Below are 21,961 nucleotides of genomic sequence, written 5' to 3' on the forward strand. Positions count from 1 at the left end.
CCACCGAGGACCCACATGGCCACCCGTTTCAAGGCCCACCGCTACACCGACGGATCCATCCGCATCGAGCTTCCCGTCGTGCACCAGCTCAACGCCTTCGCCATCGCCGCCGTCCTGTGCTCCAAGCACCGTTCCGACGACACCGACGACCTGCCCACCCTCACCTACACCCAGGTCGTCGAGACGCTCCGTACGGAGCTGCGCCAGCGCGGCCTCGAGCACGCGTACTACTGGCGCGACGACTTCGACGACGACGAAGAGGACGAGGCAGACACCCTCCTGGCATGGGCACAGGGCGAGGTCAGCCGTCTGTTCCCCGAACTCGGCCCGCCCACTGCTCCTTGAGCCCACCCCGGCCGTCCAACCCGCCCCTTGGAGCTCTCGTGCAGTCCCTCCCCCTCTTCCCCTCCTTCCGGCTCGGCGCCGACGACGGCGCCGGCCACCGCCCAGTCACCGGACCCGGCAACATGCTCGCCGGGCACGTCACCGACGACGACGGCCTGCGCGCCCACACCCCCGCCGGCACCGGGCCCCGGCGCACCGACCCCCTCCAGGCGGCAAGCGACGCCGTCGTGCTCCACCTGTACGAACACGGCACCGGCACCCTCGACATCGCCCATCTCCCCTACGACACCGTGCTGCAGGCTCGCAAGGACCTGGCCCATCTGGTCGGCCTCCGCGACGAGCTGGTCAACGCCGCCGCCCGCGCCTTCCTCTTCGAAGCCGGCCGCCAGCCCCACGTCACCGCCATCCTCGCCGGCCTGGACCTGCTCATCCCCGAAATGACGACAGCCACCCCCGCGGCCTGCCGGCGGACCGCCCGGTTGCTGGCCGAGCTTCCGGTCCCCGCCCGCACGCTGCTCAACACCCACACAGGCGAGGCACGCGAGTGGATGCTCTTTCCGCTCGCCGAGCTGATCGTGCACGCCGAACTGGCCCGGGCCCGCCTCACCACCACCGCACACGGCCCGACAACGGAGTTCACCGGCCCCTTCGCCGCGCGATACCTGGCCCAGGAGGCCATCGCCGCCGTCCGGCGCGCGCACCACGACCTGACCGACAGCGCCCGCAGCCTGAACCGCTCCGCCGAGCTCACCACCGCTCTGCGAACCCTCGCGCAGGCCTGCAACCACCTTCCCTGGCGCGACGCGGCCCGTACGGCCGACAGCTGCCAAACCACCACAAGCCAGCTACGCGCCACCCACACCGCAGCCGACGCCCTGCCCACAGCGACCGCCCGACGACCCGGCGACGCCCACCTGTTCATGGTTTGCGCCACCGAGCTTTCCCTGCTCGCGGCCGACGCCGCCGACCGGCTGGAGGCGACCGCCGCGGTCCTGCGCGACGCCGGCCGACTCGGCACGGTGCCCGCCATCCTCGCCACCGCCGCCCAGGCCACCACGATCAAGCAGACCGACGGCTCCATCGCAGTCCTCGTCCAGGGACGACATCTCGGCACGATCCGCCCCACGCACAACGGACTATGGACTGCCGCCGCCCTCACTCAGCCGTGCCACTCCCCCGAGGGCGCCATCACAGCCCTGGCCCACACCTCGGCCCCGGACTGACTTCGCCGGCCGGTACGCCACCGCCGCCCCTCCGCATCGGAACTGACCGGCGCCGCTGAACAGGACGGCGCTGCCGACAGTCCCCCATTGGGTAGCACCCAGACACAACAGATTGACGCTTAAGCCTTGCATCCTCCACGCCCTCTCGGTATAGTCTTAAGCGTCAAACCGAGAGGTAAGGGCAACAGGGGAGAGCACGGTGAACAAGGAAGTCCAGAAGCTGAAGAAGGCACTTGAGCAGCAGGGCTTCACGGTCAAGCAGAGCAAGGGGACGAACCACTACCACGTCTTCAAAGGCAAGACGTTCGTCACCGGGATGCCCTGCACCCCCTCCGACTCCCACGGACTGAAGAACGCCAAGGCATACTGCCGCAAGGCCGGGTTCCAGGACCGGGACAACGGCCAGGCCAAGGGCAAGGCCAAGAAGAAGGCCGGGAACAAGAGGCGGTAGCGACCATCCGGGGCCGCCGGGCACCGACCCGGCGGCCACCCGCCACTGACCCAGACCAGACACGAGGAGATTCGACACGTGAACTCGTTCAGCGTGTACGTGGAGTTCGCTCAGCAGGCGGACCTCGACACGTACGACCGCCTCCTGCAGGCCCTGCCGGAGCGGTACCGGCCTGCCGTGGGCCCGGCGGAGAACGGCAACATCTCCGTGCGCCTCCTCATCGACACCGACAGCGTCACCAACGCCTTCACCCTCGGCATCGAGGCCGCACAGGGCGCAGGCATCACCGCTGACATCACCCCCGACACCGTCATCCACGCCGAGGTGATGACCGAGGCCGAGTTCGACCGTCGGGAGGCCCAGCTGCCAGTTGCCGCCATTCCTCCTCTCGCCGGGATCCGCGAAGCCGCCGACATCCTGGGCGTAACAGAGGCCGAGGTGGCCGAGCTGGCCCCCCAGCTGGAGCCCTACATCGTCCAGAACCTCGCCGCCGGCCCCGTCTACCTCTCCGCCGGCGTCATCGAGGTTGCAGCCCGCCACGCACTCTCCCCCGGCGAGTAGGCCCTCCTCGGCACCCTTCCCACCCCCCCTTGCCACGGAGAATCAAGCTCTGCGCGCAGCGGCCTCCGTGGGGTGCGGCACGTTCTCAGTGAAGGAGCGTGCACGTCCGCCTAGCCGAGCAGCTCCCCCCGGTTGAGCCTCACCAACTCGACAAGCACACTCTGGTCGCCTTCAGCACCGCTGCTCGACGTGACACCCAGAGGTCGTGTTCGGTCGTTTTGTAAATGCGCAACGCGGTGCGTGAGGAGCGCGCTCCACCCGTGCAGCCTGTCCCCAAGAAGGCGTCCGAGTTTGGCAAGTGGCGATTTTGACTTCGATTCGAGCTTCCGGCTGGATGATGAGGTTCTCTGCCCACTCGCCGCCGGCACCGTTCTCGGACCCAAATGCCTCGTTGGCCCGTCGTCCCCGGCGACGCTCCCATGTGGCTGGTGAACATGTGCTTCGAAGTAGGGTGCGTCCGAGCGTAGCCTTCCAGTGCAGCGCCTACCGCCTTGCAGGATCGGATGCGTCTCGGCGACGGCTGCTGAGGGCGCGTTAGAGCCTGCCAGCCTGTCTCCGGTGACGAGTTGGGACGAGCCGTGCTTCCAATGCGGAGTGCGGTTACCTTTTTGCATCACATGGCGACTAATGCACCCCCGCTTGCTACGTAGAACTTCGGAAGCACATTCGCATTCTGTTTTCCTTGTAACCAAATCTTAATTTACTCTTCGGCGCAACACTGGTATTTACGAGCGTAGCTCGCTTCCGATGCCTATCCGTAAGAATTTTGACTAGGTGCGCATCACTCTGAAGCCTTGCTACGGTGATGAGGAGGCTTGCTTTCCTCTTCCTCGCTCGGTCGAATTCTCACCACCACATTCAGTGAGTTGTGTACAGCGTAGGTCGGTTATAAACCTGCTGTTCGACTGTGCGCCTGCGCTCAAATCTCACTCGCTAATCGCTCACTGACTGCCTCTGTCACAGCATGTTTCGTGGAGCCTCTCTTGCACGAGTGCAATGAGCATCCGACTTGACGACCTCACTTCGAAGAGGTCTTTGTAGGTATGCCAGTAGCTATCTCAGTAGGTACGTAGGGATCTCTGTAGGGATCTCTGTAGGGATGTTCACATCTCTGTAGGGATCGCCTGATGTAGCTAGGTTGATGTGCCCCTTCGCGCCATTGGACACCTGCACTGCGTGTCCCTGCGCCTCACATCGACTCTCCGCTTGTCACAGATCAGCGGTTTGCCGCGCGCCCGCTCAGATGACCCAACACCGTCCCGCCAGTACGCCGTATCGAGCCCCCCTGCCGATGGCGCGACCTTCCCCAGCCTTCTCGCTGCCAGGTGATCTGCTCACCTCGTCACGGCCAAGCCGAGCAATGCTCCGTCGCGGCCATGGCGCCACCTGCCTCCTCAGGAGGCAATTCAACACGCCACCCCCCGCACTGGGCGTCAACGCCCCTCAACGCAACAGCGACGACACGCCGCTTGCTTTCCCACAGCTCCAGCATTGGTCGCGTGTTCCTGTTATCGTCACCCGTGTCGCGTCGTGACACGGGTGACAGGCATCCAGTACACGAAGCACGCCCTCAATGTCCGTTATACCCAGCACAGAGCGCCCTCGTGATGCAGCAACTGGCATATACCGCCACCCAGATACTTCCCTCACTCGTGACGCGACGCGACAGCCACCTCGTTGTCTCCCGCAGCCACCCTCTCCACCAGCACTGGAGGCCTTCGCGATGACCACAGACCTTGCGAGCGCCATCGACCTCGCCAATGAGGCATCGCTCCCGGTGCCGGTGGTTATTGCCATCGCCACCCAGAAGGGTGGTGTAGGCAAGACCACCACCACTGTGAACCTTGGGGCCCGGCTTGCCATGGCCGGCTACAACGTCCTCATCGTTGACCTTGAGCCCCAGGCTCAGGCGGGCACCGCGCTGGGCATCACCCTCGGTGGCCATGAGGATGAAGCTGCGAACGAAGCAGAGCTGCAGCGGTCTCTCGGCTACATCCTCCAGATGGCGCTTCAGAAGTTCCCTCGTCCACGCCTCAAGCAGGCGATGTTCGATCGAACGGCCGACGTGCTGGAAGACTTCGAAGGCCACGGCCAGCTCTGCGTCCTTGCCTCGGAAGAGGCCTCGATGTCGGCGGCGCAGAACGCGTTCGTGACGAAGCCTTACAAGGAGATCGTCACCCTTCGGCACCTTCTCCTCCAGGAGGCGCGGGGCTTTCACTTCGTCCTCATCGACACCCCGCCGGCCGTGTCCCATCTCAATGCGGTGGCGCTGGCGGCAGCTGACTACGTAGTCACCGTATGCATCCCGGAGTACCAGTCCATCAAGGGCGCCCTGGTCCTGAGCGCCGCGACTCATGCGATCGCCACGAACACTGCTGGCGAGTGCGAGCCCCAGCTACTTGGAGCTCTGCTCAACCGCTCCAACCCCGAGTCGGCGTGGACAACTCAGGACGTTGACATCCGCAACGCGATGATCGGCGACGGAATCAACGCGGAGCCTGGGCGGGGCCTGTTCCCGTTCGTCACTGATGTACGCCGAGACGTCCGCATTTCGGAGTCCTACATCTATGGGCGGCCGGCCGTAGTCCGGTTCCCGAACCATTCGTGTGGCAAGCAGTACACGAGCGTTGTCGAGGAGATCCTGGACCGCATCCAGTTGCCACGCCAGAAGTGGACCATCGCCGATCCGGTCCTCGTCGAGGAGAACGCCGATGCCTGAGGAAGCCGAGACCTCCGGAGCGGAGCGGAAGCCGAGGAAGAAGACAGCCAAGAAGGTGGCAGGCCTCCGGCCTCGTCCCGACCTGCTCAGCAATCCCGCCCTGTCGGGGGCCGCGAACGTTGCGGCACGCTCTGTGCTCGGCCAGGGTGCTGGAGTTCAGCCAGTCATGGCCGCCACTGCTCCGGACGCCACGACGGAGTCCGTAAGTGTGCCTGCGCCCAGCACATCTCCGGATGCGCCGGACGCGGTTGCCACACAATCGCTCCCTGCGCAGGCCGAGGAACCGCAGTTGAACGGAGAGGAGTCGAGTCGACGGGCAGCCGGGACAGAGACACCTTCGGACCTCGACGGACATCTGACTCCCTCTGAGAGCAGCTCAACGCCTATCGTCAGTACTCCTCCTTCTGAAGCGGTTTCAACCGGACTACCGTCCTCCGACCATGCACCTGCTCCGTCTGCGGGAGCAGCGCTCGAGCAGACCGAGCAGGGCACCGAGGTTGTTCCCGTCCCGGGGGGCACCACCGACGAACAAGACCCGGAAGACGCCGCCGACCAACAAGAGGGAGCTCATGGTGCCGACCATGACGGTGAGCTAGGGGAGAGGACGACCACCTCCAACTCGGCTAGTGGTGGGTCGCACGGTGAGCGGTCTGCATCGACGGGATCGCGCCGAAGGCGCAGTGTCTCCCCCCGGCAGGGGTCTAAGGTGGGGCCCGCTCACCAGGCGCTGCTCAGCTCCTGGCGCAGCAGCAGGGTGGACCTTAAGCTCCGGCGTGATACCTGGCAGACTCATCCCTTCCGGTTCGCAGCGGACCTGGTGACTCAGCTCAGCAAGCGAGTGGCGCAAGACTGCTCGTCGTCGGGCAAGGCTCTTACCGCTGCGCAATACGTTGACGCAGCAATGGGTCTCTATCTGCCCTCAACGATAGAGGAGCAGTTGGAACTCGCGGAGGAGTTCCTCCTCTCCCGCGAGACCGATGTGGGCACGGGGAAGCAAGCCAGCCACCGGGTCAGCCCTGAGGTGTATGCCATCGCGGCGCCCCTTGCCAATGATCTCCGCGAAGCGGGACACGCGCGGATCGCTGTCCACGTCTACTCAGGCGCCCTGGACAGATTCCTGCGCGATCTCGAAGCAGAAGGGCCGCTCGGGAAGTAGACACGGGTACCTGAACAGGTTCCGCGGGAGCGCCGACCACTGTCGTGGTCGGCGCTCCCGCGTTCGCGCAGGTCCTCCCGGGCCGAAGCTGTATGCCCTTCAGTAGGTTGCTCAGTAGCTGCACCTGTAGGCCCATTGGTATCTCCGTAGGGATGCCTGTAGGGATCTATGTAGGCATCTATGTAGGGATCTTGGCACCTTCCCACGTTCGCATCGTTTGGCTCTCTTGAGCGCCTCGACTATGACGCGACGCGACACACAATCCCCTCAGGAAAACCCGACAACTAGGGCGAAAGCCCAGGTGAGGCCGAACAATTGACGGGGTGTCCGTGTCGCGTCGCGACACGGAAATGGGCGACAATGCGATACGGTGATCCACAGCCTTAAGGACACACACTGGAGACGCCTTGTCCGCCTACGTGCAGCCGGCCGTCCTTGCGAACACGGCCAACGTCAATCGCTCCTGGGTGACCAAGGCCGCTCAACTCGGCCTCGTCAACCCAAGCGCTCTCGACGGTGAGGACGTCATTGTCGTGCGCGTGTTCGCGTTCGTGGATCAGCTGGTCTGGCCAGGCAAGAAGCGGTCGAGGAGCGAGGCCCGGGCGATGGAACCCTGGCAGTCGCTCGCCGTCAACGCGGCTCGAGACGCTGCACGTGACACGGCTACCAGGATGGACTCGATTCTGTGGATCACTCCTGAGGGCGTCGAGGTCACCAACGATTTCGGTTCCCACTCCGCATTTGTCCTTGAGCATCAGCGGACGAACTTCGTCGCTGTCCCAATCGGCGAGTGGATCGCTGAGCTACCGCCGAACCTCGAAACCATCTTCCACTGGCCGCGCAAGATCATGGACACCACGATCACCGTCCATGACACGGCTATCGCTCTCCTGGCGTTCAGCACCATTCCCCAACAGCTCACTGTGTTTGCCACGTCACCCGCAGGATTCGACGACACCACGTATCAGAAGGTGAAGCAGCACGCGTCGTCGCAGCATCCAGACGTGGCAGTCCGAGTCATCGAGCGCCAAACAAGCGGGGCACAGTTGCGTTGGTTCGAGCTCTATGACCTCCCGGACGGAGGCGTCGTTCGACGTCCAGTGGACGACACCAGCCTGCTCAACGAGTACGGACCTCAGCTCAAGCACTTCGGCCGACGTCGGGACCAGGAGGCCACGTGACTCGCCGAGCATCCCGTCTAGAAGCCAGCAGCCCGAGTCGAGCGCTGGGCACTGGTTTCCACAGTGGTCTTCCCCTGCAATCGCGCAGTTCACAGATGGACGCCTTGCAGGGGCTGATGTAGCAGGACGGCCCGGGATCTGCGGTCCCGGGCCACTGCTGTTGTCGAGGAGGTGAGGCACGGCCGACATCCCTAGCTGAATCACGTCGCATGCCCGGCTGTCCTGCTACGCCCTAGCGGGCCGGGTGGCGATGACGGACGTCCTTTTACCTCCTCGACTGGAGCAGATCATAGCTACCCGGACGAGGGCTGGCTCAGTCATGCCTCAAACAGGCGGGAGCAATCAGCCCGATTCAACTCAACTCCCCCCATCGTTGGCGCATCCTCCTCGTGCAGCCCGGGGCCGCGCATTCCACGACACGTACGAGTCGAGGTCCCTCACCCGGCGGCGGCGCAGTCACCCGCTGCATCTCGGGCTAGTGATGCGGACGCGGCTTTCTGCAGCGGTCAGGGCGCTGATCTCTGATCCGCGGCTGGCGAACTGCACGCACACGCAGCTTTTGGCCGCGGTGGTGCTGATGGGGAAGACCCACCATGGCTCCCGTCGGGTGCAGACGACGGCTCGGGAGCTCGGCCGATGGCTGGGGGTCGCGGCGTCGAGTGTCGACCACGACGTGCTCCCTGCCTTGGTGGCAGCGAAGGCCGTGACGACGGAGGTCGTCACGGCAACGAGCGGTCGGGTCGAGGGGGTGTCGTGCCGGGTTGAGCCGGTGTGGGAGGTGCGGGGCGATTACGGGGCTCCCCTCGCGCTGACGAAGGCGGAGTTCGCGGTCCTCCTGGGGTTGCTGGAAGCGCTGTTCGCGCCGGGGTGGGCGGGCGTTGAGACGCCTGCGGGGTTGCTCGCCGCACGTGACGGCAAGGGTGCGGCGACCGATCGGCTGGCGTTGCTGCTGCTGGTGCTGCACGCACGCGAGGACGGCACGGTTCCGCTGGTGGGAGGGACGGTCAAGGAGGGACGCGGGCGGTGCGCGGCGACGCTGGCCAAGCTGCTGGGCTGTTCGGTGTCGGGCGCGAGCAAGGTCCTGACGCGGCTGCGGCGTTGGAGGGTCGTGGAGACCCCGTCGCGTCGTACGGGGTCGGGGATGCGGGGCAAGCAGCTGCTGCTGGTGCCGGCAGTCGCCGCAGCGTCCAAAGGTGGACCTGTTGGTGCCGGCCCGAGGGCGGGTCTTCCTGCCGCACAGGATGGGCCGGTCTCGGCTGTTGCTGCTGCGTCACCTGGTTGTACGGCGTGCGCGGCCGCCGCCGAGTCGGCTGCAGAAGACGACGAGGCGTCGCCTCTGGCGGGGGAGGGCTGGTCGCAGCAGTCGTTCGAGGACCTGCTGGGAGAGCGCCCCGATGCTGCATCCGGAGATCTTGAAGCTGTCGAAGCTGGCCCGGACGCCAAAGCCGCAGGTCAGCATGCTGTTTCGGAGACTGTCGAGGGTCTGAGAGGCGAGGTTTCAGAGCGCCCCGATGCCGCGTCCCTACACGCGGTCCACGCTGGGGTGGCTGACGTTGAAGAAGAGGGTGCGGGTGATCGGTGCTTTTCCGGCTCTGCCGTCGGGGACGGAGGTAGTCGGCGGGAGCGCGTGCGCGTGCGCGAGGACGCGGCGGGTGCATCGTCGCCTGCCCAGGATGGGGCTGCGGGTGGCCCGCTTCGCGGGGAAAAGCCTGTCCAGATCGGGTCGAGTAGAGGCGAGTTCGGCAAGGCGCGTCGGGTGTTCGGCCCTGCTGCGTCCGTTCCGGTAGAGCTTGACGAGGCGCTGGCACCGGTGGCCTGGTTGTGGTCGCAGCTGGGCCGGTCGAGTACGAGGCGGTGGCTGGCGGGCCTGGTGCGCGCTGAGGTCGGCCGGCTGCGGGGGCTGGTGGGTCCGGAACTGGCGCAGGGAGTTCTGGCCGATCGGCTGGAGCGGCGGCTGGATGCGCAAGGGACGCGTCCGGTGGGGGACCTGGTGGGCTGGCTGGTCAAGCGGGGGTTGCCGCAGCGGCCTGGGTGCTGGTCTGCGGTGTGTGACGAGGGCCTGCGGATGGACACGCGGGGGGCCTGTGAGAGCTGCCAGGTGCTGGTGGGGGACCGGCGTGCCCTGCGGCAGCGGGTGGCAGACCAGGTCCTGGACGAGCGGCTGTCCGGGCGTTTGGTGCTGGCCGAGCGGGAGGTGGGCCGGGAGGTCGAGCGGCGGCTGCAGGAGGCCGTTCGCCAGGAGCTGGTCCGCAAGGCGGCGGCGCGCAAGCGGGCGTCGGCCGAGCAGGTGGTGCGGAAGGCGTCGTACGAGCTGAAGCGGCAGGCGCTGGCCGAGGCGGAGCAGGCGCGGGCGGCGGCGCCGTGTGCGGACTGCGGTCTGCCGGATGCGGCCGGGCTGTGCCTGCGGTGCACCGAGCAGCGCGGGGTCGAGATGGCCCTGCGGGATGCCGTCCGGTACGCACTGGTCCTGCGGTTCGACCCCGGCGATGTGACCGGCACCCGGGCGTTGTGGCAGGACTGTGAGCAGGCGACCAGAGCGGTGCTGGCCGAGCGCCTCGACCAGCTGCGCGAACAAGGCCACGACGAGGCGGCCGTGGCGTTCACGGGACGCCGGCTGATCGAGGACCTGCGCGATCGGCGCCGTCGTGCGGCGCTCGTGCGGCTCGGCCAGCACGAGGAGGCCGAGCACGCCGCACGGATGGCGGCCGCGGCCGCGCGCCGCAAGCAGCGCCAGCCGCACACGGTCGAGGCCCGCGATGCCGTACGGGCGGCGGGGGAGGCGGCCCGGGGCAGGGTTGCCGAGCGGTGGCTGGGCGAGCTGCTGGCCCAACTTCGGGTGACGTACTCGCTCGGCAAGGCGGCGCCGGTCGTCCGGACCGGCTCGCACCAGGTGCTGCCCGCCTCTGCGGTGCCGCCCCTGCCGCAGGACGCCGACGGTGCAGTGCGGGAGCTGGTGAACACATGACGAGCCAGTCCGTACAGGAGCGGTCACCCGCGCGCGGTGGCCGGCGCGCGCTGCCGGTGTGGGAGCGGCGCGGGTTGTCGGCCCGGATGCGGCGACTGCTGCTGGAGGGCGACGTCACCGGCCGCTACGGCGGCAGCAGCGACTCCGATGCCGGATACCGCCTCACCATGGCGCTGGCAGTGGGCTGCTCCCAGCCGGGCCGGGCCTGGATGCCGGCGGACTTCTTCCAGGTCCTGCTGTACACGCCGACGGCCGGCGGGGCCTGGGCCCGTCACCTGCGCGAGCGTAAGGGCACCGACTACGCCGAGGCGAAACTGGCGGCGATGCTCGACAAGGCGCGCCGGCTCGTTGCGGGCGCCCCGGTGATCACGTGCCGGCAGGACGCACTGGAGGCGATCGAGGCCGTGCGCCAGGTCGTCGAGGAGCAGCAGTGGTCGGCGGCCGGCGGTGCGGGCAGCGACCTGAAGAACCTGATCGCCCGGCTTATGCTGTGCGAGCGGGCCGGTGGGCTGGAGCACACGGCGTCGGTGCGTCAGCTGGCCGAGGCGATGGGCTGCGCGCGGGCCACCGTGGAGGCGAGCAACCGCCGCCTCGTCGAGGACGGCTGGCTGGTGTTGCTCAGGAGCGGCTCGGGCAAGCTGCACGGCTCGATGTGGCGGCTGAAGGTCCCCGACCGGCTTCGCCCCCACGGGGCCGCACAGACACATGGTGCAGGAGTAGGACGGTCGCCAACCGCGGGGTACCGGGGGGCAGGAACTGTCCCAGCCGCGCACAGCACCGACACCCGGGCGATCGGCTCGCTGATGCACCACGACGCCTTCCACCACCACGGACACGGCCTGTCCGGCGCGCGGATCCTGGCCTGCCTCGACCCCCTCGACGGCCTCGACGTGAAGGCTCTGCGGGAGGCGACCGGCCTGCACCGCAGCACCATCCAGCGCCGCCTGGCCCGCCTCGTCGCCGACGGCCTGGTCGCCGAACTCGAGGGCCGCTACTACCTGGCCTCCGCACTCGCCGGGCCCGCCCGCCTGCATCCCGAGGAGGAACTCCTCAACGACAGCGCCCGCCGGAGAGCGACGAGAGGCCGCGGCCGCGCCCGCCGAGAGCGGCACCAAGTGGAACGCGCCCGCTATCAGCGGTGGCTGGAGGAGCGGCAGAGGCGCCGAAATTGCCGGCGAGCGCTTGTCCTGGTGCCCGAGGGGGTCGTCGACCCGGCTACGGGCGAGGTCCACGACGAACGATGGCGCGGCTGGGACCTGTCCGATACCCGCCACCCGACCTTCCCCTACACCCCCACAACCGGCCAGGTGGCGTGATGGTGCAGCACCGTGAAGGCCAGTCCTGCTGCGCCCCGCCTCGCGGCCGCGCCGTATGCGCCGCCCATCACCGGGCCGGTGAGGAGTCAGTCGGCCTGCACGTCCAACAGACCGGTCCCGGCGGCGAGCTGGTTGAAGAGCACCTTGAACTCCCGCAGTTCCTCCAAAAACTCCCGCCACACCGCATCGCGCTGCTCGCCCAGATGCGACGTCGCGGTGTACAGCTCGATCAGGTAGCCGGGCATCGCCCGTCCGAAGCACTGGTCGTTGTCCCACCATGCGCGCAGCACGGCTCGCAGGTCGGAAAGGCTCAGCACGCCCGCACACGGCAGCACCGCGGTCCGGGCGACGAACTGGCCGTGATCGAAGTTGCCCACCTCCTCCAGCACGCCCGGCAGATGGGCGGCGAAGTAGGCGTCGGGGCGTTGCTCGATCACGCGGCAGCGGTCGCTGACATGCAGCGCGGCGAACGCCCCTTCCAGCGCGGGCAGGCTTGCGCGGACCTCCGCGTTCGCGACCAGGGCAAGCACCTTCGTTTCGTCGGCCGGCAGCGCGCCGGTGCGTTCGGCCTTGCCGATGCCCTCGATCCGGGTGTTGAACTGGGCGATCAAAGCCTCAGGCAGGGAGGCCCAGAACGCCGGCAGATCGCCGAGCCGGGCCAGCGCGGCCAGCTGTACGGCCGGCTCGGCCTTCACCAGGCGGTCAGCGTGCCGGGCCACACAGTCCGTGGCGAGCGCAGCATCACGCTCGGCGAAGTGCCGCAGGCACATAGCCATCCGGTCGGCGAGCATCCCGGACGGGATGGTGACGTGAGGGTCGTCGATCTGCAGCAGCGCGAACTTCGCGGCAAACTGAACCACCTTGGCCCGGGCCGAGGGACGGACGCGATCGAAGAAGGCGTAGCTGAGGTACTGCGCATCGAAGGTGAACGCCGGGTCGGCGACCTGGACCATGAAACTCTCCAGGATCTTGCGGCCCTGGCTGGGCGGGTGGACGAGCACCGCCTCAAGCGCGACGGCGAGGTGGGCCCGCGCATACTCGACCGTCGGCTCGAACAGCTCACCGAGCGGGCGCAGCGAGGGATGAGCGCACAGATGCCGGTCCTCGCGCAGCCGCTCCAACTGCATCTTCTGCGTCCGGTCGATCAACTCGAGCTTCTCGGCGATGTCCAGGATGCTGCGCTCGACGCCGAGCATGATGTTCACCGCGTCGGCCTGCCCCGGCTGCTGGGCCCGTTCGACGTCCTCGACCAGGCCCCGGGCGTCGCTCTCCCCGTCCTCCTTGAGGATCTCCGCCTTATGGATCAGATCCGCGCACACCGCCGTCCAGGTCAGCACGATCGCTGCGCGGGCGGCACCGGAGGCGTAGCAGCGGTACGCCTCCCGCACCAGCGGCCGCACGTCCGGGTTGAACACCCGCGAGACCCGCTCTTCCAGGTCGAGCATCAGCTCTCCTTCTCCCTCACCAGCCCAGTCGGGCCCGCTGGGCGCCACCGGCGGCGCCCAGCCTGCTGTCACACGATCTCAGCCCGGCACGGGAACGACTCCACGAGAGGCAGCCCCACGTGCCAGGGCACCGTGCGAGCGGACCCTGAGCACGCTGCCGCGCAGGGCAGGTGAGGCGGCTTTGTCGTTCCGCCGGTGAGAATGGGCGCCGTGGAGCTTGCAGAGATGCTGCGTTTGGCCGTGGCGATTCACGATAAGTACGACGAGTTGAATCTCCGCCGACGCGGCCGCGTCTGGGCCCGTTCTGACTACGTGAACGGGTTCATGGGCGACGTCGGTGATCTGGCGAAGATCGTCATGGCGGAGGAGGGCTTGCGGCCGGGCGCCAGCCGTGCAGCTCTGGAACATGAGCTGGCGGATTGCTTGTGGTCGGTGCTGATCCTTGCGTACCGGTACGGCGTAGACCTGGAGTCCGCGTTTCGCCGCACGATGGCGGAGCTGGATACGGCAATCACCGCTCAGCTGGACAGTGATGACCAGCCGCCAGGGCAGGGCGAGGCCGGCGCCGGTGCCGGTGCGTGAGGGTCAGGTTCCGGTGAGAACGGTCGCGCGGGTGTGCAGTGCTGCTTGCAGATTCCGTGCCGAGCCGGTCGTCGCTGCGATGGAGATGGCTTGCTCGATCAGGCTCTTGGCCTGTTCATGGTCGTGATAGGCGATGGACATGCGGGCGCTGGCGGTGAGGACTTCCGCTGAGCCGCGGACCATGGCAGCGGGCCAGGCCGCGCGCGCGGCATCGAGGGCTCGCTGGCCGGTGCGCAGGGCGGTGCGGTCGGAGACGGCGAGCGCGACGGCGGTGTGGCCGGTCCACTTGTTCAGCTCGGCCTCGCTCAAGTAGCCGATGTAAGGCGGCTTCTCGCCGTCCTCGGCGTGGCTGAACAGATGCCAGGCGGCGTCGAGATCACCGTGTGCGGAGGCGCGGTCGGTCAGGCGGGCGTGGTGGTGTGCTCGGACGGCATGGAGCCAGCACCGCACGGCAGGGTGGGCTCGGGTGCCGGCCAGGTGCAGAGCCCGGTCGGCGACGAGGAGGGCTTGGTCGTAGTGGCCGAGGTCAGCCAGGACGCGACTGGTCTGCCCGAGCAGGTTGCAGCAGGAGGAAATGTCTGACGCGCGGCTGGCGTGCGTCGCGGCGTCACGGTAATGGCTGATGGCGAGTTCGCACTGGCCGAGATCGTAGGTGAGGAAACCGACGAAGCCGCCGGTGTCGGAGGCCAGGGCGTGCAGTCGCTGACGCTCAGTGTCGCTGCTGGTGGTGGCGAGCCATGCGCAGATCCGGTCGTGGTGGTCTCTGGCGGCTGCGTACACGGCTTGGGCGCCGCGCAGGTTGTCGAGGCGGCCGTGGACAGCTCGTAAGTCCTGGTGGGCCACCAGCAGGTCGTGGCTGGTCCCCTCCAGTGGATTGCCGGCGGTGGGTCCAAGGCCGGCCAGGGCGGCTGTTGCCGCGCTGGCCTTCAGGAGCGTCCTGCGCAGCACGTCGTCATCCCATCCCGGCAGAAGGTCCTCCGCGGCGTCGGGAGGCGATGCCGCGGAGGACTTCCCGCGCGCGCTCTTCTGGTTCTGCTCGGCTTCGGCTAGCGCTACCAGTGTGCCGTCACCACCAAGTGCCATGTCCAGAGCCTGCGCGAGGCGGACGGTCGGGGAGCGGCGGCCGCTGAGCAGGTCGCCGATGGTGCTCTTGCCGCAGTGCGTCCGCTGCGCGACCTTGCGCAGCGATAAATCCCCCATCAAGCGGCGCAGTTCGTCTGCGAAGGACGTCATCCCAACCTCCACGGCATGAAGGCGTCCGCAGGGTGGTGCGGACACGGAGCGGACGGCGCTGACTAGCGTAGATGGCTCTGCTGGGGGCCGGGACTGGGCTGCAGGGGGTTGAGGACACCTGCGGACAGCCGATCCCTTCCGAGCGGGTGGCGCGGCTCGCCACTATCACCGCAACGGACAACCACCGTGGGCCGCAGCAGCCACAAGGTACAGCGGTTCGGGCGCCTGCGGTGGCACGACCGACCCCTTGGCCGAAAGGAGGGACCTTGTCATGCCGAGAATCGCCTTGTACGGCAGGCCGGGCGCGGGCAAGAGCACGTTCGCCACGGCGCTGTGTGACGAGGGCAGGCGAGCCGGAGTGCAGGTGCAGCGGCTCAAGCTCGCGGCACCGCTGTATGAGGTGCAGGCGCTGGTGTACGCGCTGGCGGGACGGCCGCTGCTGGAGAGCGGCGCCCAGGACGGGCTGCTGCTGAACGCTCTGGGCGAGGCCATGCGGCGGATCAACCCCGAGGCCCTGACCGGGCCGTTCGCCGCGCGTGTCCAGCAGGCTGAGGCCCGCTTCCCGAACGCCGTGCTGATCTGCGACGACATGCGCGCCCCGGACGTGGATGCGCTCGCCGGACTGGGGTTTCGGCTGGTGGAGGTCACGGCCCCGGAAGAGCTGAGGGTGCGGCGCAAGCAGCAGCGGGCCGACCTCGCGGCGGGGGACGACCACCACTGCACCGAGGCCGCGATCAGCCTGGAGCCCTGGCAGCGGGTGCACAACGCCGGCTCGCTGGCGGCCCTGCGCGAGCAGGCCGCCCGCATGGTCCGCGAGGTGCTGCGGTGATCCTCACCGGGCGGGAGATCGCCCGTCAGCGACAGCTCGGCGCCGTCACGATCGCGCCGTTCGAACCCAGCCAGCTCAACCCGCAGTCCTACAACTACCGGCTCGGTCAGACCGTGCGGGTGCACCGCACGCAGGTGGCCGACACCCATGCCGAACACGAGCTGGAAGAGATCCGCATCCCGGCCGAAGGACTCGTGCTGCAGCCGGGCACCGTGTACCTGGGCACCACGGCGGAGGTCATCGGCAGCGACCGGTTCGCGATGCGGCTGATCGGCCGCTCCTCACTCGGCCGGCTTGGCCTGTTCCTGCAGTACAGCGCCGACCTCGGGCACCGCGGCTCCCGGCACCGCTGGACGCTGGAGCTGGAGGCGACGCAGCCCATCCGGGTCTACCCCGGCATGAAGATCGGCCAGGTCAGCTTCTGGCGCACCGCCGGGCCGCCCCTTCCCTATGCCGGCACCTTCGGGCACCGCTCGCACGCGAGCGTGCCCCCGCCGCACCTCCTCGCCGCCAGCTGAACGCCCCCGCGCCATCCCTTCACCGAAGAAGGAGAACCGCCGTGATCCTGACCGGACCGGAGATCCACCGGGAACGGAACGAGGGCCGCCTGACACTCGACCCGTTCGACAAAGAGCACCTGTCGACGAACTCCTACGACCTGACCCTGGGCCCCCACCTGCTGCACTACACCGGCGCCGTGCTGGACACGCGCCGGCCCAACCCGTACCAGGTGGCGGAGATCCCGGCCGGCGGCTTCGTCTTGCAGCCCGACCGGATCTACCTCGGTTCGAGCGTCGAGACCGTCGGCAGCACGCACTACGTGCCGCTCATCCACTCCCGCTCCGGCGCCGCCCGGCTCGGCCTGTACGTGCACTGCACGGCCGACCTCATCGACATCGGCTCTCTCGGGCAGGTCACGTTCCAGCTCCGTGCGGTCCAGCCCGTCCGGGTCTATGCCGGCGACCTGCTCGGCCAGGTCACCTTCTGGCACACCCAGGGGGAGATCACCTTGTACGACGGCAAGTACCAGGGATCACACGGCCCTCAGCCCTCCCAGATCCACCAGGACACCGACGTGCCGGAGGTGGTCCGGTGAGCGGCCGCGTGGTGCCCGCCCCGGCCACCGGCCGCGGCGACCCTGCCGTCCAGCGGCTGGTACAGGCCGCCTTCGAGACGATCCGCAGCCGTTACGTCCTGGCCCGCCACCAGATCGCGGCCGCGATCCTGGACGCGGACGGCACCGTGCACGTGGGCCTGCACGTGGACGCCATGATCGGCCGGGCGGCCGTGTGCGCCGAGGCCTGCGCCCTGTCCGCCGCGCGGCTGTCCACCGACGCCGCCCTCGTCGCTGTCGCTGCCGTCCGCTACCCCAAGCCGACCGAGCCGCCCGAGGCGCGCCTGGTGCCCCCGTGCGGCCTGTGCCGTGAACTCCTCCTCGACCACGCCCCTGACCTGACCGTCGCCATCAACGGCTCCAAGGGCATCGAGCTGATGCCGCTCAAGGGCCTGCTCCCGCACAAGTACGTCGGCACCAAGTGGGCGGCCTGCGCCGCCCCCGAAGCGACACCCACACAAACCCGTCTTTGAGGAGATGCCATGACCGAGCCCGACTTCCGCACCCCCGAACTCGACGCCCTGGCCGCACGCGTCATCCCCGGTCGCCACTTCGAATTCTCCGCGGCCACCGCCCGCGACCGGTTCTTCAAGGACACCGGCATGCTCGACATCAAGCAGTGGGTGCACAACGCCTTCCGCACCAACCCCCGCTCGATGGTCGACCACATGATCGCCAACCTGCAGCTGACCGGCACCGAGGACCTGCTCGACCTCGGCTGCGGCAACGGCTTCATCCTGCAGCACCTGCGTCCGCACCTGGCCGACGGCAGCATCACCGGCCTGGACATCGCCCCCGCAGTACTGGACGCCGCCCGGCAGCGGCTCCACGGCACCGCCACCCCCTGCACATGGATCGAGGCAAGCGCGGACGACCTGTCCATGCTCGCCGACAACGCCTTCGACCGCGTCATGGCCAACTACATGATCCACTACGTGCCCGACCTCGACCGCTGCTTCACCGAAGTCCGACGCGTCATGCGGGCTGAGGGCCTGTTCCACCTCACCACCGACCGGCTCGACAGCATGCTCGAGATGTACGACGTCCACTTCAGCGCGCTGAAAGAGATGGGCGCCCCCGACGACCTCTTCAAGGCCACCCCGAAGGGCCGGCTGTCGCTGGACAACGGCGCCGACATCCTGAGCCGCTACTTCGACCAGGTGGAGCGGCGCACCTGGCAGGACCAGCTCCGCTTCACCGACCCCGAACCGTTCATGCAGTTCTACGAGATCGGCCACAACCACTGCTGCGCCTCCTCCGAGCCCGACGAGCGTCTGGGCGAGAGCTTCTTCAGCGAGCTGCGCGAGCGGGTGCGCGCCCAGGTGGCTGCGGCCATCACCGACAAGGGCTACTTCGCGGTCACGAAATTCACCGGCACCTTCCTGTGCCGGTGATCACCCGGGCAGGCGGGGGAGTCCTAGAACCGCCCCCGCCCAGGCGGGCCGTTGGTAGCGTCGGCGGTCGTCGTGTCGGCCGGCACGACGAGCCGATCGACCGAGAGAGACCTGATGTCCCCGACGATCCGCAGGGCCGTGATCCCCGCCGCAGGACTCGGCTCCCGTCTGCTGCCCCTGACCAAGGCCATCCCCAAGGAGATGCTCCCCGTCGGCGACAAGCCGGTCATCGAGCACACCGTGCGGGAACTGGTGGACTCCGGTATCACGGACATCACCATCGTCGTCAGCGGAGGAAAGTCCCTCATCCAGGACCACTTCCGCCCCAACCCCTCGCTCGTCGCCCAGCTGCGCGCCGACGGCAAGACCGCCTACGCCGAGGCGGTGGAGGAGGTCGCCGAGCTGGCCCGGCGCGGCCACATCACCTACCTCGACCAGCACGGCCCCTACGGCAACGGCACACCGGTCCTCAACGCAGCCCGCAGCTTCGGCGACGAGCCCGTGCTGGTCCTGTGGCCGGATGACGTGTTCGTCGCCGAGGTCCCGCGGGCCCAGCAGCTGATCCGCGCCTACGAGCAAACCGGCTGCCCGGTCCTGGCCCTGCTGCCGATGGATCCCGCCGACTCCCGCCGGTACGGCGTGCCGATCGTCAAGGAGGACCTCGGGGAGGGGCAGCTGCGCATCACCGGCCTGGTCGAAAAGCCGGCACCCGAAGACGCCCCCTCTTCCTACGCCGCCATCGGCGGCTACGTCATCACCCCGGGCATCGTCGACGAGCTGCGCGAGCAGACCCGCCTGTGGCACGAGGCCTCCAAAAGGGGGCAGCCGGTCGGCGAGGTCTACCTGACCGACGCGATCAACGCCTACGCCGCCCACCGGGCGGTCTACGGACAGGTCATCCAAGGCACCTGGTACGACACCGGCAATCCGGCCGACTACCTCGTGGCGCAGTTCGCCCACGCACTGGCCCACCCCGACTACGGACCCGCCCTGCGCGACCTGGTCCACCAGCTCGACGACACGGACAGCGCCACGCCAGCACCCGACACCGCTCCCTGAGCCGCTCCTGTTCTTGGGGCCGCCCCAGGGCAGGAGCGGCCCCAAGAACAGGAGACCCCCTTTGTCACCCGCCCCCCTCTTCGAACCCGTCATCGACCAGCACGACACCTGGGCCGTGGTGAACCCCGTCCAGGGCTGCAACCGCGACTGCGGCTACTGCTACCTCCAGGACCTGCACCTCACCCGGGTCAAACCCACCATCCTGGCCAGCCCCGAGGACACCGTCGCCCAGCTGCTGGCCCACCGCTACTACCACCCCAACCTGGTTCTGGCCCTCTACACCTGCACCGACGCCTTCGCCACCCGCGCCAACACCGCCCACCTGACCGCGCTGCTGCAGACGCTGGCCTCCTCCCAGGTCCGCAATCCGGTGTGCCTGATCACCAAATGCCACATCCCGGACGACGCCATCGACTGCATCAGGCGGGTCCGTGATACCGGGCTGCCGGTCCTGGTCTACCTCAGCTACTCCGGACTCGGGCCCGACATCGAACGCGGCATCCAGCACGACGCCCTGCGCGCGAACTTCCCCCGGCTGCACTCCGCCGGCATCCCCGTCGTCCACTACTGGCGGCCCTTCCTCCCGCAGAACAGCCACCCGGACGTCCTGGAAAACGTCCTCGATCTGGCCAGCCGGTACGCCGAGTGCTCTGTCACCGTCGGCACCAAGATCAAGCCCAGCGCCCTGGACCAGATCACCGCCCTGTGGCCCGACATCGCAGCGCCCCACCTGGACCCCCAGGGTGCCGACTCCGTATGGCCGCGCACCGCGTGGGAGTGGCTGCGCCATCTCCCCGACCGCTACCGCGACCATCCCGTCTACCAGACGAACTCCTGCGCCCTCGCCTACGTGCTCGGCCGCCACGACCGTGCCGGCGTCCACGACACACCTACGTGCCTGAACGCCAACCGCTGCCCGGCCCGCCAGCGCGAGCGCTGCCGCCGCGCCGTCTCGCTGCAGCAGCCCCTGACCCGCCTGGACATCGACCGGCACCTGGACCGCCTGCACCACGGCGGCGTGCACTACACCGTCCACGAGGACACCCGCACGATCGTCTTCACCACGCCGCTGCCGCTGCGCGACCGCCACAACCTCGCCCAGGTCCTCGCCGCGACGGTGCGCGCCCCCCAGCACCCCGACGAGCGGTACTGGGCCGGCCGCCTCTCCGGTGCCCAGCCGCTCATCATCGACACCCCCTGACCGCCGCCCCGCAATCAGGAGTGACCACCATGGCCCTGTCCGTGGACACCGCCGTCCTGTTCTACCCGCGCGGCGGCAGCGCCCAGGTCGTCCGCTATTTACTGCACGAGCTGAACGCCCTCGGCCACACCACCCGCCTGCACGCCGGCTCCCTGGGCAAAAGCGGCGACTACTCCCACGCCGCCACCTTCTACCAGGGCCTGAACCTGCACCCCTTCGACTACAACGCCGCCCACACGGCGTGGAAGCGCGGAGACAACCCCCAGCTCTGCGACCACCCCTTCCATCCCTCCTACGAGGACCGCGGCACCTGCCCGGACCCCCTGTTCACCGCGGTCCCGCAACAGGCCGCCGACCACCTCACGCGCACCTGGACGCGGCACCTGAGCGAACACCGCAGCTCCGACCCCGACGTGCTGCACCTGCACCACCTCAGCCACCTGCAGACCAGCGCCGCCACCGCCTACCGGCACACGCCACGCGTCACCACCCTGCACGGCACCGAACTGAAGATCATCCAAGGGATGAGGCAGCGCCTGAGCCTCGCCCGCCGCACCGGCCACTCGCCCAGCGACCTGGCCCACCTCCTGCACAGCAGCAACCCCCGCCGGGAAGCCGAAGCCAGCCGGCTGGCCAGGGCAGCCAGCCTCAGCGACGCCGACACCGCCGTGCTGACGTCCACGGCCTGGGAGAAGTGGGCGCACAGCGGCTACTGGCTCCAGCGCCTTCACCGCGCCGCGCGGCAGGCCGGCCAGCTCGCCGCCGTCTCCGAACACGACCAGGCCCTCGCCTCCCGGCTCCTGCACCTGCGCGAAGAGATCCCCGTCGTGCCCAATGGAGTCGACACCCACACTTTCCGCCCGCTGAACCTGGACCACACCACGCGCCTGCAGCACCTGCGCCGCTGGCTCGTCGACGAACCCCGCGGCTGGGCCCCCGGCGGCGCCGCCGGCAGCATCCGCTACACCGACGCCGACCTCAAACGCCTGCACACACCCGACGGCAGCCTGCGCCCCCTGCTGCTGTGGGTCGGCCGCTTCCTCGACTTCAAGCGCGTCCCCGTGCTCCTGCAGGCCTTCGCCTCCGCCCGGACACGCCTGACAGTGAGGATGTACGTGAGCGTTCCCCGGCGGGGTCTGACCCAACGCCTGACTGACTCAGGGTCCTCAACGGGATCTGTCGGCTCT

The 21,961-nt window shown here is 68.5% G+C and carries 20 protein-coding genes; 18 read left to right on the plus strand and 2 right to left on the minus strand.

Features of this window, described 5'->3' with window-relative positions; translation table 11 throughout:
* Positions 1-15 precede the first annotated feature (15 nt).
* The 9 genes from ABZV94_RS18310 to ABZV94_RS18350 all read left to right on the plus strand — a co-directional run bounded on the left by ABZV94_RS18310 (position 16) and on the right by ABZV94_RS18350 (position 11,917).
* Positions 16-345 (plus strand): hypothetical protein, encoded by a 330-nt coding sequence (locus ABZV94_RS18310; protein WP_024127417.1) that lies wholly within the window; start codon positions 16-18, stop codon positions 343-345.
* 38 nt (positions 346-383) lie between these two features.
* On the plus strand, positions 384-1,568 hold the full coding sequence (locus ABZV94_RS18315; protein WP_356341361.1) for a hypothetical protein: 1,185 nt from the start codon (positions 384-386) through the stop codon (positions 1,566-1,568).
* A gap of 199 nt (positions 1,569-1,767) precedes the next feature.
* On the plus strand, positions 1,768-2,019 hold the full coding sequence (locus tag ABZV94_RS18320; protein WP_024127419.1) for a hypothetical protein: 252 nt from the start codon (positions 1,768-1,770) through the stop codon (positions 2,017-2,019).
* 78 nt (positions 2,020-2,097) lie between these two features.
* Positions 2,098-2,580, plus strand: a complete 483-nt coding sequence (locus ABZV94_RS18325) for a hypothetical protein (protein WP_024127420.1) — start codon at positions 2,098-2,100, stop codon at positions 2,578-2,580.
* A gap of 1,723 nt (positions 2,581-4,303) precedes the next feature.
* Complete coding sequence (locus ABZV94_RS18330) at positions 4,304-5,299, plus strand: ParA family protein (RefSeq protein WP_024127422.1); 996 nt, start codon at positions 4,304-4,306, stop codon at positions 5,297-5,299.
* Positions 5,300-6,116: 817 nt separating this feature from the next.
* Positions 6,117-6,455, plus strand: a complete 339-nt coding sequence (locus tag ABZV94_RS18335) for a hypothetical protein (RefSeq protein ID WP_356341363.1) — start codon at positions 6,117-6,119, stop codon at positions 6,453-6,455.
* Between the two features lie 407 nt (positions 6,456-6,862).
* Positions 6,863-7,636 carry a hypothetical protein gene (locus tag ABZV94_RS18340; RefSeq protein ID WP_024127424.1) on the plus strand — a complete coding sequence of 258 codons (774 nt, stop codon included), beginning with the start codon at positions 6,863-6,865 and terminating at the stop codon, positions 7,634-7,636.
* Positions 7,637-8,117: 481 nt separating this feature from the next.
* Positions 8,118-10,601, plus strand: coding sequence for a hypothetical protein (locus ABZV94_RS18345; protein WP_356341365.1), 2,484 nt, complete (start codon positions 8,118-8,120; stop codon positions 10,599-10,601).
* The gene (locus ABZV94_RS18350) at positions 10,598-11,917 is read left to right on the plus strand and encodes a helix-turn-helix domain-containing protein (protein WP_356341366.1); all 1,320 of its coding nucleotides are present in this window, start codon (positions 10,598-10,600) and stop codon (positions 11,915-11,917) included. Before ABZV94_RS18345 ends, ABZV94_RS18350 begins: the two co-directional genes overlap by 4 nt.
* Positions 11,918-12,003: 86 nt before the next feature.
* Here the strand turns inward: ABZV94_RS18350 and ABZV94_RS18355 are convergent, their stop codons facing one another.
* Positions 12,004-13,362 (minus strand): hypothetical protein, encoded by a 1,359-nt coding sequence (locus ABZV94_RS18355; protein WP_356341367.1) that lies wholly within the window; start codon positions 13,360-13,362, stop codon positions 12,004-12,006.
* Between the two features lie 210 nt (positions 13,363-13,572).
* Between ABZV94_RS18355 and ABZV94_RS18360 the strand changes: the two genes are divergently transcribed.
* Positions 13,573-13,944, plus strand: coding sequence for a MazG nucleotide pyrophosphohydrolase domain-containing protein (locus ABZV94_RS18360; RefSeq protein ID WP_356341368.1), 372 nt, complete (start codon positions 13,573-13,575; stop codon positions 13,942-13,944).
* Between the two features lie 3 nt (positions 13,945-13,947).
* Here the strand turns inward: ABZV94_RS18360 and ABZV94_RS18365 are convergent, their stop codons facing one another.
* Positions 13,948-15,177 carry a helix-turn-helix transcriptional regulator gene (locus ABZV94_RS18365; RefSeq protein ID WP_356341370.1) on the minus strand — a complete coding sequence of 410 codons (1,230 nt, stop codon included), beginning with the start codon at positions 15,175-15,177 and terminating at the stop codon, positions 13,948-13,950.
* Between the two features lie 271 nt (positions 15,178-15,448).
* Between ABZV94_RS18365 and ABZV94_RS18370 the strand changes: the two genes are divergently transcribed.
* The 8 genes from ABZV94_RS18370 to ABZV94_RS18405 all read left to right on the plus strand — a co-directional run.
* Positions 15,449-16,006: a hypothetical protein gene (locus tag ABZV94_RS18370; protein ID WP_024127430.1), complete on the plus strand. Its 558-nt coding sequence runs from the start codon at positions 15,449-15,451 to the stop codon at positions 16,004-16,006.
* On the plus strand, positions 16,003-16,524 hold the full coding sequence (locus tag ABZV94_RS18375) for a deoxycytidine deaminase (protein ID WP_356341371.1): 522 nt from the start codon (positions 16,003-16,005) through the stop codon (positions 16,522-16,524). Before ABZV94_RS18370 ends, ABZV94_RS18375 begins: the two co-directional genes overlap by 4 nt.
* 41 nt (positions 16,525-16,565) lie before the next feature.
* Positions 16,566-17,102 (plus strand): dCTP deaminase, encoded by a 537-nt coding sequence (locus ABZV94_RS18380; protein ID WP_356341372.1) that lies wholly within the window; start codon positions 16,566-16,568, stop codon positions 17,100-17,102.
* Entirely contained in the window at positions 17,099-17,593 is a 495-nt protein-coding gene (locus ABZV94_RS18385; RefSeq protein WP_356341374.1) for a hypothetical protein, read from the plus strand. The genes ABZV94_RS18380 and ABZV94_RS18385 overlap by 4 nt, the downstream gene beginning before the upstream one ends.
* A gap of 9 nt (positions 17,594-17,602) precedes the next feature.
* Positions 17,603-18,514: a class I SAM-dependent methyltransferase gene (locus ABZV94_RS18390; RefSeq protein ID WP_356341375.1), complete on the plus strand. Its 912-nt coding sequence runs from the start codon at positions 17,603-17,605 to the stop codon at positions 18,512-18,514.
* 114 nt (positions 18,515-18,628) lie between these two features.
* On the plus strand, positions 18,629-19,573 hold the full coding sequence (locus ABZV94_RS18395; RefSeq protein WP_181412012.1) for a UTP--glucose-1-phosphate uridylyltransferase: 945 nt from the start codon (positions 18,629-18,631) through the stop codon (positions 19,571-19,573).
* 61 nt (positions 19,574-19,634) lie between these two features.
* Positions 19,635-20,774: a hypothetical protein gene (locus ABZV94_RS18400; protein WP_356341377.1), complete on the plus strand. Its 1,140-nt coding sequence runs from the start codon at positions 19,635-19,637 to the stop codon at positions 20,772-20,774.
* 29 nt (positions 20,775-20,803) lie between these two features.
* Positions 20,804-21,961, plus strand: a 1,158-nt coding sequence (locus ABZV94_RS18405; protein WP_356341378.1) for a glycosyltransferase, incomplete at its 3' end; no start/stop codon positions are given.

The sequence above is a fragment of the Streptomyces sp. NPDC004658 genome (assembly GCF_040609555.1).
Classification (GTDB): domain Bacteria; phylum Actinomycetota; class Actinomycetes; order Streptomycetales; family Streptomycetaceae; genus Streptomyces.

Coding starts and splice junctions, on each gene's coding strand:
- ABZV94_RS18370 (WP_024127430.1), top strand. CDS start 15,449: ATGCCGAGAATCGCCTTGTACGGCAGGCCGGGCGCGGGCAAGAGCACG.
- ABZV94_RS18345 (WP_356341365.1), top strand. CDS start 8,118: ATGCGGACGCGGCTTTCTGCAGCGGTCAGGGCGCTGATCTCTGATCCG.
- ABZV94_RS18355 (WP_356341367.1), bottom strand. CDS start 13,362: ATGCTCGACCTGGAAGAGCGGGTCTCGCGGGTGTTCAACCCGGACGTG.
- ABZV94_RS18395 (WP_181412012.1), top strand. CDS start 18,629: ATGTCCCCGACGATCCGCAGGGCCGTGATCCCCGCCGCAGGACTCGGC.
- ABZV94_RS18330 (WP_024127422.1), top strand. CDS start 4,304: ATGACCACAGACCTTGCGAGCGCCATCGACCTCGCCAATGAGGCATCG.
- ABZV94_RS18365 (WP_356341370.1), bottom strand. CDS start 15,177: ATGACGTCCTTCGCAGACGAACTGCGCCGCTTGATGGGGGATTTATCG.
- ABZV94_RS18310 (WP_024127417.1), top strand. CDS start 16: ATGGCCACCCGTTTCAAGGCCCACCGCTACACCGACGGATCCATCCGC.
- ABZV94_RS18350 (WP_356341366.1), top strand. CDS start 10,598: ATGACGAGCCAGTCCGTACAGGAGCGGTCACCCGCGCGCGGTGGCCGG.
- ABZV94_RS18390 (WP_356341375.1), top strand. CDS start 17,603: ATGACCGAGCCCGACTTCCGCACCCCCGAACTCGACGCCCTGGCCGCA.